The sequence below is a fragment of the Neisseria sp. genome (assembly GCF_030527965.1).
GTDB lineage: Bacteria > Pseudomonadota > Gammaproteobacteria > Burkholderiales > Neisseriaceae > Neisseria.
The window spans coordinates 11,262-27,414 of sequence record NZ_JAUMZU010000016.1 but is presented as its reverse complement, the minus strand read 5'-3'; the positions used below and the strand labels follow the sequence as shown (position 1 = coordinate 27,414).

General features: G+C 50.6%; 11 protein-coding genes. 5 read left to right on the top strand and 6 right to left on the bottom strand.

Going from position 1 to position 16,153, the window contains the following annotated elements; all coding sequences use genetic code 11:
- Nucleotides 1-83 precede the first annotated feature (83 nt).
- The 3 genes from carB to Q4A84_RS08255 all read right to left on the bottom strand — a co-directional run bounded on the left by carB (nucleotide 84) and on the right by Q4A84_RS08255 (nucleotide 4,661).
- Entirely contained in the window at nucleotides 84-3,299 is a 3,216-nt protein-coding gene (gene carB / locus Q4A84_RS08265; RefSeq protein ID WP_303088456.1) for a carbamoyl-phosphate synthase large subunit, read from the bottom strand.
- A gap of 157 nt (nucleotides 3,300-3,456) precedes the next feature.
- Nucleotides 3,457-4,296: a PhzF family phenazine biosynthesis protein gene (locus Q4A84_RS08260; RefSeq protein WP_303088455.1), complete on the bottom strand. Its 840-nt coding sequence runs from the start codon at nucleotides 4,294-4,296 to the stop codon at nucleotides 3,457-3,459.
- 101 nt (nucleotides 4,297-4,397) lie between these two features.
- Nucleotides 4,398-4,661 (bottom strand): SemiSWEET family transporter, encoded by a 264-nt coding sequence (locus Q4A84_RS08255; protein WP_303088454.1) that lies wholly within the window; start codon nucleotides 4,659-4,661, stop codon nucleotides 4,398-4,400.
- Nucleotides 4,662-5,273: 612 nt separating this feature from the next.
- Here Q4A84_RS08255 and Q4A84_RS08250 point away from each other — a divergent pair.
- Nucleotides 5,274-6,740, top strand: a complete 1,467-nt coding sequence (locus Q4A84_RS08250) for a DASS family sodium-coupled anion symporter (RefSeq protein ID WP_303088453.1) — start codon at nucleotides 5,274-5,276, stop codon at nucleotides 6,738-6,740.
- A 69-nt stretch (nucleotides 6,741-6,809) separates the two neighbouring features.
- Here the strand turns inward: Q4A84_RS08250 and gloA are convergent, their stop codons facing one another.
- Together gloA and Q4A84_RS08240 are read right to left on the bottom strand one after the other, a co-directional pair.
- Nucleotides 6,810-7,220, bottom strand: a complete 411-nt coding sequence (gene gloA, locus Q4A84_RS08245; protein WP_303088452.1) for a lactoylglutathione lyase — start codon at nucleotides 7,218-7,220, stop codon at nucleotides 6,810-6,812.
- A gap of 20 nt (nucleotides 7,221-7,240) precedes the next feature.
- Nucleotides 7,241-7,513: an SH3 domain-containing protein gene (locus Q4A84_RS08240; RefSeq protein ID WP_303088451.1), complete on the bottom strand. Its 273-nt coding sequence runs from the start codon at nucleotides 7,511-7,513 to the stop codon at nucleotides 7,241-7,243.
- Between the two features lie 214 nt (nucleotides 7,514-7,727).
- Here Q4A84_RS08240 and apbC point away from each other — a divergent pair, with 214 nt between their 5' ends.
- The gene (gene apbC, locus Q4A84_RS08235; protein WP_303088450.1) at nucleotides 7,728-8,807 is read left to right on the top strand and encodes an iron-sulfur cluster carrier protein ApbC; all 1,080 of its coding nucleotides are present in this window, start codon (nucleotides 7,728-7,730) and stop codon (nucleotides 8,805-8,807) included.
- Nucleotides 8,808-8,912: 105 nt separating this feature from the next.
- Here apbC and Q4A84_RS08230 read toward each other — a convergent pair whose 3' ends face one another.
- Nucleotides 8,913-9,968: a metallophosphoesterase gene (locus Q4A84_RS08230; RefSeq protein WP_303088449.1), complete on the bottom strand. Its 1,056-nt coding sequence runs from the start codon at nucleotides 9,966-9,968 to the stop codon at nucleotides 8,913-8,915.
- Nucleotides 9,969-10,284: 316 nt separating this feature from the next.
- Between Q4A84_RS08230 and parC the strand changes: the two genes are divergently transcribed.
- From parC to Q4A84_RS08215, 3 genes are all read left to right on the top strand, one after another.
- Nucleotides 10,285-12,585 (top strand): DNA topoisomerase IV subunit A, encoded by a 2,301-nt coding sequence (parC, locus tag Q4A84_RS08225; RefSeq protein ID WP_303088448.1) that lies wholly within the window; start codon nucleotides 10,285-10,287, stop codon nucleotides 12,583-12,585.
- An 80-nt stretch (nucleotides 12,586-12,665) separates the two neighbouring features.
- Nucleotides 12,666-14,294 carry a nitrogen regulation protein NR(II) gene (locus Q4A84_RS08220; protein ID WP_303088447.1) on the top strand — a complete coding sequence of 543 codons (1,629 nt, stop codon included), beginning with the start codon at nucleotides 12,666-12,668 and terminating at the stop codon, nucleotides 14,292-14,294.
- Complete coding sequence (locus Q4A84_RS08215) at nucleotides 14,281-16,026, top strand: sigma-54 dependent transcriptional regulator (RefSeq protein WP_303088446.1); 1,746 nt, start codon at nucleotides 14,281-14,283, stop codon at nucleotides 16,024-16,026. Before Q4A84_RS08220 ends, Q4A84_RS08215 begins: the two co-directional genes overlap by 14 nt.
- Nucleotides 16,027-16,153: the final 127 nt, after the last annotated feature.

Genomic DNA, 16,153 nt, shown 5'->3' with positions numbered 1-16,153 from the left:
ATTTATAAAAAAGCCTAACCTCTAAATGAGATTAGGCTTTTTAGTCAGAGTGGTTGTTAAGAATTTTGGATTAATCCAGCCGGTTACGGATTTTGCTTCAAGTGACTGTGTAATTCTTGAACGCTGTAGACCCCCAGTGCATTCATGCTTTTTACGCCTTCACTCATGGCTTCTCCGCCTGCTATGGTGGTGTATTGAGGTACACGGGCCGTTAGGGCGGTTCGGCGGATGGAATGGCTGTCGGTTATAGATCGCACGTCGCTGCTGACGGTGTTCACCACCAGTGCAATTTCGCTGTTTTTGATGGCGTCGACAATATGTGGCCGGCCTTCCAGCACTTTGTTGATGACGGCTGTTTCAATGCCTTGTGCTTTCAGGTAGGCGGCTGTGCCGTGGGTGGCGACGATTTCATAGCCGAGGCTGATGAAGTTTTTCGCGGTTTGTACGACCAGCGGTTTGTCTTCATTGCGTACGGCTAGAAAGATTTTTCCGTGTGCCGGCATGCGTTCTCCGGCACCGAGCTGGGCTTTCAGATAGGCTTCGCCGAAGGTTTTGCCCACCCCCATCACTTCGCCGGTCGAGCGCATCTCAGGTCCTAAGATGGTGTCGACTCCGGGGAATTTGATGAAGGGGAAGACAGCTTCTTTAACGGCGTAAAAATCCGGAATTACTTCTTTTTCGACGCCTTGCTCTTTCAAGTTGATGCCGGCCATAGCGCGTGCACCGACTTTGGCCAGAGGCACGGAAGTGGCTTTGGAAACAAACGGCACGGTACGGCTGGCGCGTGGGTTGACTTCCAGTACAAACACCACGCCGTCTTGCACGGCGAATTGTACGTTCATCAGGCCGACGACATTCAACGCATAAGCCATTGCTTTGGTTTGGCGGCGGATTTCGTCTTGGATTTCTTGGCTCAACGAGTAGGGTGGCAGTGAGCAGCCTGAGTCGCCGGAGTGAATGCCTGCTTGTTCGACGTGCTGCATGATGCCGCCGATAACGACATCTTTGCCGTCTGAAACGCAATCCACATCTACTTCAATTGCATTGTTAAGGAAGAAATCGAGCAATACGGGGCTGTCGTTGGAAACCTGCACGGCTTCACGCATGTAGGTTTTTAGTTGCTCAGCCGAATGGACAACCTGCATCGCGCGGCCGCCGAGTACATAAGAAGGGCGAACAACCAGCGGATAGCCGATTTCTTCGGCCAGAATCAAGGCTTCTTCTTCGGCACGGGCTGTGCGGTTGGGTGGTTGGCGCAGGCCTAGGTCGTTCAGCACTTTTTGGAAGCGCTCGCGGTCTTCCGCGGCATCGATGCTGTCGGCTGAGGTGCCGATGATGTTGACGCCGTTTTCCACCAAGGCATTGGCTAGTTTTAGCGGTGTTTGGCCGCCGTAATGGACGATAACACCCCACGGATTTTCGGTGCGCACGATTTCCAGCACGTCTTCCAGTGTCAACGGTTCGAAATAGAGGCGGTCGCTGGTATCGAAATCGGTGGAAACGGTTTCGGGATTACAGTTGACCATGATGGTTTCAAACCCTGATTCGCGCAGCGCAAGCGAGGCGTGAACGCAGCAGTAGTCGAATTCGATGCCTTGGCCGATTCGGTTCGGGCCGCCACCCAAAATCATGACTTTTTTGTTCTCAGACGGTCTGGCTTCGCATTCTTCTTCGTAGGTGGAGTAGAGATAGGCTGTGTCGGATTGGAACTCGGCAGCACAGGTATCGACGCGTTTATACACGGGATGCAGGTTGAGCGCATAGCGATGTTCGCGCACGGTTTTTTCAGACAGGCTTAATAGTTGAGCCAAACGCTTGTCTGAAAAGCCTTTGCGCTTCAAACGGCGCAGTGCGGCGTAGTCTAAGTCTGCCAACTTACTGTTTGCAACGAATTGCTCTTCCTTGACGATGTCTTCGATTTGCGCCAGAAACCACGGATCGATGGCGCAGATTTCATGGATTTCAGCAATGGTAAAACCGGTGCGGAAGGCATCTGCAACAAATAGAATGCGGTCGGGCCCCGGGTTGGCCAGCTCGCGGCGGATTTCCGCTTTGTCTTCGGTTTTCGGGTTGAAGCCGCACAAGCCGGTTTCCAAACCGCGCAAGGCTTTTTGCATTGATTCTTGAATGGTGCGCCCCATCGCCATCACTTCACCGACCGATTTCATTTGTGTGGTCAAACGGTCGTCGGCAGCAGGGAATTTTTCAAAAGCAAAGCGCGGGATTTTGGTAACCACATAATCAATGCTCGGCTCGAACGATGCTGGCGTGCGGCCGCCGGTGATGTCGTTGCGCAATTCGTCGAGCGTGAAACCGACCGCTAGTTTGGCCGCCACTTTGGCAATCGGGAAACCGGTTGCTTTGGAAGCCAGCGCGGAAGAGCGGCTTACGCGCGGATTCATCTCAATCACAATCATTTCGCCGTTGGCGGGATTAACCGCAAACTGCACGTTCGAGCCGCCGGTGTCGACTCCGATTTCGCGCAAGACGGCCAGCGAGGCGTTGCGCATGATTTGGTATTCTTTATCGGTCAGCGTTTGGGCGGGGGCGACGGTAATCGAATCGCCGGTATGCACGCCCATCGGGTCGAAGTTTTCAATCGAACAGATGATGATGCAGTTGTCGTTTTTATCGCGCACCACCTCCATTTCATATTCTTTCCAACCTAAAACAGATTGTTCAATCAGCAATTCGTGCGTGGGCGAGGCATCGAAGCCGCGTTCGCAGATGGCCAGAAATTCGTCTTTGTTATACGCGATGCCGCCGCCGGAACCGCCCATAGTAAAGGAAGGGCGAATCAGCGTGGGGAATCCTACTTGTTCTTGCGCTGCCAAGGCTTCGTTCATGGTATGGCAGACAAAGGATTTCGGGCAATGCAGGCCGATTTTGGCCATCGCTTCTTTAAAACGGCCACGGTCTTCGGCTTTGTCAATCGCGTCTTCCGTCGCGCCAATCAGCTCGACATTGTATTTTGCCAAAACGCCGTTGCGTGCCAAATCCAGCGCGCAGTTCAGCGCGGTTTGGCCGCCCATGGTTGGCAGCACTGCGTCGGGGCGCTCTTTGGCGATGATTTTTTCAACTGTCTGCCACATAATCGGCTCGATGTAGGTCACATCGGCCATATCGGGGTCGGTCATGATGGTGGCAGGGTTGGAATTGACCAGAATAACTTTATAGCCTTCCTCGCGCAACGCTTTGCAGGCTTGTGCGCCGGAATAGTCGAACTCGCAGGCTTGGCCGATAACAATCGGGCCGGCACCAATGATTAAGATGGATTTTAGGTCGGTACGTTTGGGCATTGGTAATCTTTCTTTTGTGTTGCTATTAATTTGATTCGCTTAACGGGTTAGCATTTGGTCGCTTTGCTATAACCGAATTTTAAAGTATCCGCCTTGCTGCTGGCGGAAGATGCCTGTCTGAAAATGGGGTGTCGTGTTTTCAGACAGGCTTTTTGTTTCACGGCAGCCTGAACACGCCTGTGCCCACTTCAATAACTTGGCCGCCGACATAAATCTGTTTGGCTTCGTCTACACGCAGGTGCAAGTGGTTGAGACGGCCGGTTTGCTCGCCTTGCCGGATATCCAGTGTTATCGGGAAGCGGTTTTGTTCAATCATGTAGGCGCCGAGGTTGGCGCAGGCGGAACCGGTGCCGCTATCTTCCAGCAGGGTGCCGTTTTGGGTGTAAAACATGCGGGCGTGAACGGTGTGGCCCTGTTCATGCCATAAATACAGCACGGTCTTTTCTCCGTCGTTTGTGCAGAGAGAATGCAGATTGGAATAATCGGGCTTGGCCTTTTGCAGTGCTTGGTGGTCATTAACTTGCAGCAGTAGTTGCGGCGAGCCGCTATCAAGCCAGTAGGCAGTTGGGGCAATCTGCGTTTCGGAGATGCCGCTGGCAGCAGCTAAGGCGGCGTGGCTGGCTTTGCTTTGTTTTGCTTTGTAGCCTTTGAGCTGTAGGGTTATGGTGTTGTTGGCGCTGCTCAGTTGCACAGGTTTGGCGCGGGTGTTGAGCGTGAAATTTTCAGACAGGCTTTTCTCTTGTTGCAAGACGAATGCGCACCCTAAAACGGGATGGCCTGCAAACGGCAGTTCGGTGGCGGGTGTGAAGATGCGCAGGTTTGCCGCGGCATTGACCGAAGGAAATGCGAATACGGTTTCGCTCAAGTTGAATTGGCAGGCGATGTGTTGCATCTCGGTGTCGCTTAAGCCGGCCGCTTCGGGAAATATGGCGAGTGGGTTACCACCGAAATGGCTTTCGGCAAATACGTTGGCTAAAACAAAACGGTATTCGCGCATGGCATCTCCTTTCGGTGGTTGGGCTATTGATATATTGGCTGCCGGGAGCCAATGCTTCTCATGATAATGCGCCCGCCCTTATCGGGCGGGATGGTTTGGGTTTAAAAACTGGTCAGGAAGGTAATCAGGCCCAGAAAGATACCGGGGGCGTTGGCCAAGGCAACGGGGATGTCGCGGTTTTTCTTAAATAGGGCGTAAACAACCCACAATACGCAGTTGATGGCGGCCACTAAGGGTTGCAACCATGATCCGGGCTGGCCGTTCAGATTGTTTTGTATCTGTGGAATGTAGGATACATACATGCCCACGGCGGCGGCGGTGGCAACGATGGATAAGATGCGAACTTGTTTGTCTGTAAGCTTCATTTTTTTACTCTTTTCATTTGAGGTTGAGAATTGGATGATTTGAAGTTTGTGATTTCAAACCACATGCTGTATTGAGTTAAGTAACAGCGGTTTGTTTTCCGGCATAGACGATAATTGGTGCTTGTATCTATGCATTTGAAAAACGAAGGGATTCACGCAGTCAATACGCATTGCTTGCAGGTAATTCTGCTTTCTCGTTTTTCAGACAGGCATTATACCGTTTTGAGCGGTTTTATTGGGTATCTATGATGTTTTCTATGGTGATATTTTTTCATAATCGGCTGCAATGGCTTTTTTGATGTTCTCGTAGAGTAAAAAGAGCGTGAAACAAAATGTGTGCAAGCGGGCTTAATTATTGTGAAAGGATAGTTTGATTGTTTTGGTTGTAACGAATAAACAGAATGCCTGTCTGAAACCGGATTGTTTTCAGACAGGCTTGGTGCTTTCTATGACGGGACGGACGGGCTGGTGTGTATTGCGTTTGGCATAAGCATTTTTCAGACAGGGCTTTGGTGAGAAGAGGGTTGTTTTATTTGTGTCATATCATTCTCTTTGAAATAAAATGCCGTTAAAATTACTCATGAATTTCTTAACAAATAGAGGATGGTTATCATGGATAAGCTGGGTTTTAAGCCGATTCCAACCGCCGTGGCGCTGGCTGTTGCCTTGGTGATTTGGTTTGTTATTCCCGTGCCTGCCGGTGTTACGCCTGAGGCGTGGCATTTGCTGGCGATGTTTGTCGGCGTGATTGCGGCGATTATCGGCAAGGCTATGCCCATCGGCGCGCTGGCGATGATTGCCATCATGCTGGTGGCGCTGACCGGCGTTACGTCGCCCAAGCCCGCCGATGCGATGAAAGATGCGCTGAGCAGCTTTGGCAACCCATTGATTTGGCTGATTGGTGTGGCGATTATGATTTCGCGCGGCATTCTGAAAACAGGTTTGGGTGCGCGCATCGGTTATTTGTTTATTTCGATATTCGGCAAGAAAACGTTGGGCATAGGTTACAGCCTTGCGCTTTCCGAATTGCTGCTGGCGCCGGTTACGCCGAGCAATACGGCGCGTGGCGGCGGCATTATTCACCCGGTGATGAAGGCGATTGCTTCCAGCTATGATTCCGACCCCGAAAAGAATACGCAAAACCGTATGGGCAAGTATCTGGCTTTGGTGAATTACCACAGCAATCCGATTACTTCGGCCATGTTTATCACGGCAACCGCGCCTAATCCTTTGGTGGTTGATCTGATTGCTTCGTCTACGGGCGCTAAGATTCATCTTTCTTGGGGTACTTGGGCTTTAGCGATGTTGCTGCCGGGCTTGGCGGCTATGATTTTGATGCCGTTGGTTTTGTATTTCTTTTTTCCGCCCGAAGTGAAAAACACGCCCAATGCGGCTCAGTTTGCTAAAGACGAACTGGCGAAATTGGGGCCGATGAGTAAAGCGGAAAAAATCATGCTGGGCGTGTTTGCCGTTTTGCTGTTTTTATGGGCGGGGGTGCCGAAAATGATATTCGGCCCGGCTGCCGCGGTGGATGCGACGACAACTGCGTTTATCGGGCTGACTTTGCTGCTGTTGAGCGGCGTGCTGAGCTGGGACGACGTTCTGAAGGAAAAAGGAGCGTGGGATACGATTACTTGGTTTTCGGCCTTGGTGATGATGGCTACCTTCCTGAATAAGCTCGGCCTGATTACTTGGTTTTCGGGCACGCTGGAAAATTTGATTTCGCAGATGGGCTTGGGTTGGATGGGCGCTTGCGCGTTGTTGATGCTGGCTTATCTTTATGCGCATTATATGTTTGCCAGCACTACTGCTCACATCACTGCGATGTTCGGCGCATTTTACGGCGCAGGTTTGGCATTGCATGCACCGCCGATGGCGTTTGCCCTGATAATGGCCGCTGTTTCCAGCCTGATGATGACGCTGACGCACTATGCAACGGGAACGTCGCCGGTGATTTTCGGCTCGGGTTATACGACTTTGGGCGAATGGTGGAAAGCAGGTTTTATCATGAGCGTTGTTAATATCGTTGTGTTTGTGGTGATCGGCGGTATTTGGTGGAAGATGTTGGGCTATTGGTAATGCCTGTCTGAAAAAAAGCCTGTCTGAATGTTTTCAGACAGGTTTTTTGTTGCTTGCCGATGAATCGATTCAACTGTATTTTACGGTGTCGTTGCCGCTGCCTTTTTGGATGAATTCGATTTTGTAGCCGTCGGGGTCTTCCACAAAAGCGATAACGGTGGTGCCGTGTTTCATCGGGCCGGCTTCGCGCACCACTTTGCCGCCTTTGGCGCGTACGGCATCGCAGGCTGCATAAGCGTCGCTCACTTCGATGGCGATGTGGCCGTAAGCATTGCCCAAATCGTATTGCTCGGTATCCCAGTTATGGGTCAGCTCGAGCACGGTATGGTCTTTTTCATCGCCATAGCCGACAAATGCCAATGTGAAGCGACCGTCGGGGTAGTCGCTTTTGCGTAGAAGCGTCATGCCTAATACTTCTTGGTAGAAGGCCAGCGATTTTTCAAGGTTGCCAACGCGCAGCATGGTATGCAGCATTCGCATGATAGGTTCCTTTCGAGAAATTATCCGCAGCGTAAAAACGATCGGTAAATCCAACCGCTGTATGAGCTGTTCAGTGCGGGTTTGTCCCAAGAAATATACACCCAACTGCCGACGCGTGAAAGGTCGCTTTGTACGCGGGTGCCGTTTTTAAGATTGCCGAGCACGCTGCCGTCGGGGCTTGAGCGTACATTGATGGGCAGGCCGGCGGGATCGTGGATGAGACAGGAAGCGGCGAGGGCAGGCATGGCGGCAAACAAAGCGCCGCTGATGGCGAGATAAATGAATGGTTTCATGATGTCGACTCTCTGAAATAGACAATTTTTGTATTTATTGGTTTGATTTTTTATTGTGAGTAAGCCGGGCGGCTTTTATTGATTGATGCAGGCAGATAGATGCCTGTCTGAAAGAAGCGAGGTTAATCGAATGATTTGCTTCGTCAGCCGCTATGGTCAGGTGTACAATCCTACCACAATAATAGTACACACATTGAGATAAGGTTGAAAAATAATGAATCATCAAACATTGCATTCTATTCTGGAACCGATTGCCATACCCGATTGCGAATTGACGCTGGGCGGCTGCAAGGCATTGGAAAGCATTGAAGAAGCGGAAGATGGCCTGCATTTGGTTCTGAAATTCGATTTTCCGGCAGCGCATATCGGCAACGAATTGGCGACCGCCATCAGGCAGGCTTTGTCGCAGGCGGGTGTGGCACAGACTTTGCATTTGCAGATTAAAACGGAAATCGCCACGCATAAGGTTCAGCCGGGCGTAGCCACCATAAAAGGCGTGAAAAACATCATTGCGATTGCTTCGGGTAAAGGCGGCGTGGGCAAGTCGACGACGGCTGCCAATCTGGCGGTAGCCATGGCGAGGATGGGCGCGCGGGTTGGTGTGTTGGATGCGGATTTGTACGGCCCGAGCCAGCCGACGATGCTCGGTGTAGCCGGCATCAAGCCGGATCAGGCCAATCAGAAGCTGATTCCGGTGGTGGCCGACGGTGGGGTGCAGGTGATGTCGATTGGCTTTTTGGTGGATACGGATCAAGCAGTCGTATGGCGCGGGCCGATGCTGTCGCAGGCTTTGCAGCAGCTTTTGTTTCAAAGCGAATGGGATAATGTGGATTATCTTTTTATCGATTTGCCACCGGGTACGGGCGACGTGCAGCTGACCTTGTCGCAGAAAATCCCGGTAACCGGCTCGGTTGTGGTAACGACACCGCAGGATATTGCGTTGATTGACGCCCGTAAGGCCGTGGATATGTTTCAGAAGGTGAATATTCCGATTTTCGGCGTGCTGGAAAACATGTCGGTTCACATATGCAGCAACTGCGGCCATAGCGAAGCGGTATTCGGCAGCGACGGCGGCAAGATGTTGGCGCAGAAGCTGAGCGTGCCGTTACTGGGGCAGTTGCCGTTGGCGCTGCCGGTGCGCGAAGCGATGGACGAAGGCCGCGCGCTGGCGTTGCAGGAAAATCATCCTGAAATTGCCAAAATCTACACCGACGCTGCTTGGCAAGTTGCGCTGGCCATTGCCGGCAAAGGGCGCGATTTCAGCGGCCGTTTCCCGAAAATCGTTGTGGAATAAGTAGCGGCGAAACTTTACGATACGCAAGGTGGTGCTTAAAAAATGCCTGTCTGAAAATATTCAGACAGGCATTTTGCACTTTAAACGGTTTAAACTTTAAACGGTTTAAATGGTTGCAACGGTTTCGCCGTTGTCAAACATCAAAACCTTTTCCGGCCAGCGCAATGCAGCGAGGCGGAAGTGCGATTGTGACGGCGATACCGGTGGTTCGGCACGGCGGTCGCGCCAGCGCGCACCAACAGAGTAATCAACGCAGAACACATTATGCCGCGCGCCGAACCATGCGTTGGCAGGCTCGGGCATCAGGCTTGAAGGCTGAGGTTGCCAGTGGCGCCAGTAATGACCAATAACCACCGGAATATCGTCCGTATAGTTATCCCACCAAGCCGCACGCTCGGTAAACCGCCAGCGAGCACCGGCGTAAAAAGGTTGTTTGGCAAGCGTTTCCACTCCGCTGGTCAGCGCGCGTACCGGATGCAAGCGGCTGCGCTGGTATTCAAATTGAGCTGTGGCTGGCATAGGCGGTGGTGTTTGCTGCGGATTATCCAGCAAGCCTGCATAATCGGCTTGTTCGCGTAGATAGGCTGCATACCAATCGGCGCTGTGCAAGGATTGATTCAATTCGTTGTCCCAGCGCTGATAAGCATCAATTAAGCTTTCGTCGGTTGCCATGCCTGTCTGAACTTGCTCAACGGCCTGCGGCAGCCAAGCCGCATGAACGATGCGTAAATCATCACGCTGTAATACTAAAGGCATGGTTGCCAGCCAATCCGTTAATGCCGGTTTGGCTTCTTCAGACATGCGATGCCACGGTGCGTAAAGCAGGCCGTCTTTGGTTTCGCGTTCGGAGAAAAACCAGCCGGAGCCGTCTTTCGGCTCTTGCGCCAATAAGTTTAATTCATGGTTGCCAAGCACCATGAGCGCACCGCCGGCTTCACAAGCCTGTCTGAACCAAGCCAACGTGGCCGGGCTGTCGGGGCCTCGGTCACATAAGTCACCGACAAAAACCAAACGCCGGCCTGCCGGATGGCTGCCGTTGGCACGGTAGCCTAAGTGAGCCAGTAAGGTTTGCAGGGCGCTGAATTCGCCGTGTACGTCGCCGATAATGTCAAGGCTGCCTGCCGGCAGTGGTTGTATGGGGAAATATGAAACAGACTGCATAAGAAATTCGATAAAACGGTTTAATTTGCCGATAGATTGTTTTGTATATCTTTATATGATGTTATCATATGTTCACATTTTGCTACATTACTCGTTATAGGAATGTAGCTTGTTGTAATTTTTCATGACAAGCAGTTTCAGTAACATTCTTAATATAAATCATTGGTAATTATATTATAACTATTTAAAATAGGCACGGAACCAACAAACCAGCTTGCAAAAAACAGCGTGCTACCGTTTAAATTCGGCAAAATAAGCTAAATTGCATTACAATAAACAATATTTTGCCTTTGAAACCAATACATAAATTATCCGTATGAATGATCTGCCAGACGCCTCCGTGATAAGCGGTAACGACTATTTGCGCTTAGGCCAATATGCCGAACGCGCATATCTCGAATATGCCATGAGCGTGGTTAAAGGGCGTGCGTTGCCGGATGTGGGCGACGGGCAGAAGCCGGTCCAGCGGCGCATACTTTATGCAATGAAAGACATGGGATTGGCTTCCGGGGCTAAGCCTGTCAAATCAGCCCGGGTTGTGGGGGAAATTCTTGGTAAATACCATCCGCACGGCGATGCTTCGGCTTACGATGCCATGGTGCGCATGGCGCAGGATTTTACCTTGCGTTACCCTTTAATCGACGGTGTCGGCAATTTCGGTTCGCGTGACGGTGACGGGGCAGCAGCGATGCGCTATACCGAAGCGCGTTTAACGCCGATTGCCGAATTGTTGTTGTCGGAAATCAATATGGGTACCGTAGATTTTGTACTCAATTATGACGGCGCGTTCGATGAACCCATCGTATTGCCCGCGCGGTTGCCATTTGTTTTGCTTAACGGTGCTTCAGGTATTGCAGTGGGGATGGCTACCGAAATTCCACCACATAATTTGAGTGAAGTAACCGAAGCGGCGATAGCCCTCTTGAAAAAGCCTACCATGCAGACATCGGAACTCATGGAATATATACAAGGTCCCGATTTTGCAGGTGGTGGGCAGATTATCACGCCGAAAAGTGATTTGCTGCATATCTATGAAACCGGTAAGGGTAGCGTGCGCGTACGTGCGCGTTATGAAATCGAAAAATTGGCACGCGGTCAATGGCGGGCGATTGTAACCGAATTGCCGCCCAATACCGGCGCCCAGAAAATTTTGGCCGAAATCGAGGAGCAGACCAATCCCAAACCGAAGTCGGGCAAAAAGCAACTCAGCCAAGAACAGCTTAATATCAAAAAGCTCATGTTGGATTTGTTGGATAAAGTGCGTGACGAGAGTGATGGTGAACACCCGGTTCGATTGGTGTTTGAACCCAAATCGAGCCGTATTGATCCGGTCGGTTTTATGAATACACTGATGGCACGTACGGGCTTGGAAGGCAATGTACCGGTCAATCTGGTCATGATGGGAATGGATAACCGTCCGGCTCAGAAAGACTTGAAAACCATTTTGCGCGAATGGTTGGATTTTCGAGTAGCAACGGTAACGCGCCGTTTGCAATATCGCTTGGTTCAAGTGGAAAAGCGCATCCATATCCTTGACGGACGCATGATTGCCTTTTTGCATATCGATGAAGTTATCCGTGTTATCCGTGAATCCGACGAACCGAAAGCGGACTTGATGGCTGCTTTCGGCCTGTCTGAAATACAAGCAGAAGACATTCTGGAAATCCGCTTGCGCCAATTGGCTCGTTTGGAAGGCTTCAAACTGGAACAAGAGTTGGCAGGGCTGAAGGAGGAGCGGGATAACCTGAACCATTTGCTAGGAGATGAGGGCGCTAAACGCAAGCTCATCATTCAGGAAATGCGTTCCGATATGAAACAATTCGGCGATAGCCGTAGAACCTTGGTTAAAGAAGCCGAGCGTGCCGCGGCCAAGCAAACCACGGCGGATGAGCCGATTACATTGATTTTGTCGGAAAAAGGCTGGATACGCAGCCGTGCCGGCCATAATCTGGATTTGAGTCAGACCGTGTTCAAAGAAGGCGACAGCTTAAAGCAGGTGTTGGAGAGCCGAACCGTTTGGCCGGTGGTGGTATTGGATTCGCAGGGACGTACTTATACACTGGATGCGGCGGAAATTCCCGGTGGACGGGGAGACGGTGTTCCAGTCAGCTCTTTGATAGAGTTGCAATCCGGCGCTAAAGTTGTGGCGATGTTGACAGGCCTGCCTGAACAACATTATCTGCTGAGCAATAGCGGCGGTTATGGCTTCATTGCCAAACTCGGCGATATGATTAGCCGGATTAAAGCGGGTAAAGTCGTTATGTCAGTGGAGTCGGGAGAGTGCGTATTGCCGCCGATTCCTGTTTTTGCCGTATCGTTGATTAATCCCGATTGTAAGGTTGTCTTGGCATCGGCAGACAATCGATTGCTGGCTTTTGAGTTGGGTGAATTGAAAGTAATGGCCAAAGGCCGCGGCTTGCAATTGATGAATCTGGCCGATGGCGTTCCGCTCGTTATTACGGCGGTGGTTGGTAGCCCTGAGGTTACAGTGCGTATCAAAGGCAAACGAGGTGGGGAAAAAACGGAGCGCTTGCGCATGAAGGATATTGAAAATAAACGTGGACGAAAAGGAAAGCTGTTGGATGTGTCCGGTAGTATCGTCAGCGTCGGGGAATAATATTTAAAAACAAGTTATTCCGGATAAAAATAAACTTACAAAGCGGTTGGTTAGCCGCAATCAAATTTTAGAGAATACATATGAGTTACGCAAAGGCGCAGCTATATTCCCGGAAGAATTGGGAGCAGCAGATGGGGCGTTTGCCGGTTTTGATTAATCTGGCAAGGGTGACGATCATTGTTTCGTTACTGGTGCTGCAAGTGGTTTCTGATTATTTCCACGTTGGAAACGGCAAGCTTGGCAATCTGTTCCAACCGGTGGAGTTTTACACGTGGGCAGCCATTTATGGTGGTATCGTGATACTGACGTTGCTTAAACCGGAATGGCAGCGTCAGAATACATCGTTGCCCAATGCCGGTGCGGTAGCCGATATTTCCATGATTATGCTGCTGGTGTATATGACCGGCGGTATCGGTATGGGATTCGGTGCATTGGTTTTGCCGTTTGTCGCCACTTCTTGTTTGTTGAGCCATGGGCGCTATCCCATTCTCTATGCTTCTTATGCGGCTCTGTTGATTATCTTCTGTTTGCTACTGCGTGATCAGGTTATTCTCAATCTGTTCGATAATCAATGGGATGGCATGGATGTTCGGTCGTCTATCGTCGGTTTGTTTTTAATCGGTGCGAGCTATTTGGTGGCAGGGTTGACTGCTTTGTCGGTTGATCGGATAAAAGTGGCAACCGATTCGGCTGATAAGCATAAGCAGGCATTCAATCGGGTCAGCGGATTGAATAAGTTGGTTCTGAACCGAGTTCAGGAAGCGGTGGTGGTGCTTGATGTGGATCAGCGGATTTGGTTGTTTAACGCTCAAGCGAAAACTTACTTTCCAAGTTTGGCTATTGACAGTCATGAGATTATTTTCAGCGATTTAATCCGACAATGGCAGCATGCGCCAGAAAAAAGCTTTGAAACCGACATTCATTTGCACCAGCATTCCATGCGCGTGCGAGCTGTTCCTTTGGTGCAGCGCAACGAAAAAACTGAATTGCTGATGCTGTTTATCCGTTCTTTACGGGAAGTTGCTGCGGAAGCTATGGCAACTAAGTTGGCTTCTTTAGGTCAGCTTACCGCCAATCTGGCGCATGAAATCCGCAATCCGATGTCTGCTATCCGACACGCTAATGATTTGCTGCAGGAAAGTATGCAAGATCCTGCGAATACCAAATTACACGATATTATCGACGGTAATATCCGCCGAATCGATAAGATGCTGGAAGACGTTACCTCGCTTAATAAAAAAGACAACATTAGCCGTGAAAACATCAATATGATGAAATTCTGGCTGGCATTCAAGCAGGAGTTTACGCTGAATAATCCGGATGCCATCGGTTGCGTGCGTATGAATATGGACGGTAATAATTTGTCCGTCGTAGCCGACTCGATGCATTTGCAGCAGATTATGTGGAATCTGTGTAACAACGCATGGCGGCACAGCCGGAAAGATAAACAAGCCATCGTGGTGCTGATCAGGCCGAGTGGGAAAATGCATATTTCCATTGTGGTGTCAGACAATGGATCCGGCGTATCGGCGGAAGTGCGCAATCATTTGTTCGAACCGTTTTTCACTACGGAAAAAACCGGTACCGGTTTGGGGCTTTATGTGGCGCGTGAGCTGGCGCATGCCAACTTGGGGCAGCTGCATTATCATCCTGAAATGAACGGTTTCGAATTGATTTTACCTAGGGACGAGAGCAATGATGAAGCATAATCTGCAAAAACCTGTATTAGTGGTTGATGACGAGGCGGACATTCGAGATTTGATGGAAATGACCCTGATGAAAATGGGTTTGTCTGTCGATACTGCTGTGGGTGTGCCTGATGCCAAATCAAAATTGAGCAGCAAAGATTATTCTTTAGTTCTCACTGATATGCGTATGCCCGACGGTTCCGGCTTGGAAGTGGTGCAATACATTAACGAGTTGATGCTGGATACCCCGGTGGCGGTGATTACGGCTTTCGGTAATGCGGATCAGGCAGTTGAGGCGTTGAAGTCGGGGGCGTTTGATTATTTGCAAAAACCCATTACGCTGTCGCAATTGCGTTCTTTGGTGAAGTCGGCGGTCAAGGTAAATGAACCGGTATCGATTTCCCAAGCAACGCCGACTCCAGCCCCTTCTTCTTCATCATCACTCCCGCCACCTAAGCCAGCGACTGCAACGCCGGCTTCCCGCCCGTTTCCGCGTGCGGCTTCTTCCAGCGGAACGCCATCTTCCTCAAGGAAAGGGACTTCGGCTGCGATAGGTAAACCGGCTGAAGTCACTCAGGGAATGAAATCTTTGCGCCAGCGTTTGCTCAGTACCACTGAATCGAGGGCAATGCAGCGTGAGCGTGAAATGCAGGAACAAGACGTTAGCGGTGATCCTGACATGCCTCGCTTATTGGGTACTTCTCCGCAGATGGTGGAAGTACGGCATTTAATCCGACGTCTGTCGGGTAGCGGTGTGCCGGTTTATATTTCCGGCGAATCGGGTAGTGGTAAAGAACAAGCGGCGCGAAGCATTCATGAGTTGTCGGCGCGCAGGGAGCATCCGTTTATCGCGGTCAACTGCGGTGCGATTCCTGAAAATCTGATGGAAAGTGAATTTTTCGGTTATAAAAAAGGCAGTTTTACCGGCGCTGATTCCGACCGCATGGGTTTTTTCCAACATGCTCACGGCGGGACGCTTTTTCTAGACGAAGTGGCAGATTTGCCTTTGGGTATGCAGGTAAAATTATTACGTGCAATACAGGAAAAAGCGGTGCGCCGTATTGGTGATGCGCAGGAAACTCATGTGGACGTGCGTATCGTATGCGCCACACATAAGAATCTGGAAGCGTTGGTGGAAACCGGTGCTTTCCGCCAAGACTTATATTACCGTTTGAATGTGGTTACTTTGCATATGCCGCCGCTACGGGAGATGCGCGAAGATTTAGGGCCGCTGATTTTCCGTCTTTTAAACAAACACCGTATTGGGGAGATAACTTATAAACTGAGCCCCAAAGCACAGGATGCGCTGTTGAGCTACAGCTATCCCGGTAACTTCCGGGAGCTGGAAAATATTTTGGAGCGTGCGGTGGCGTTGACGGTGGGTAATATTATCCAGGTGGATGATTTGCAGATACACGCACCAACCGGTGTGGCGCGCGTCGATTTGCCGGCAGAGGAAGACAGCGAAGAAGCAGCGGTATTCAAGTCGTTTGCCGGTGGAGGAGGAGACGGTGTTTCGGAAACGAAACCTGCTGCTGTTCAGGCAGCTTCCGATGCGCGTGAAATCCGACCCGATACGCCTGTTTTTGTAACGGGGCAGACTCAGATTCAGGATTATCTGGATGAAGTGGAGCGCAGTATTATTTTGCAGGCTTTGCAGGAAACGCGTTTCAATCGTACGCAAGCGGCTAAATTGCTTGGCATCAGTTTCCGTTCGATGCGTTACCGGATGGAACGTTTGTCTATCGAGTAAGCGTTAATACGGTGATATGCTGACGGCCATGCCAGAAACGGGATGGCCGTTTATTGTGGCGGATAAATTAAATTGGGTCGTCAATATTTTTCAGACAGGCATTGTGGCTTGCTTGATTTGCTTTAGC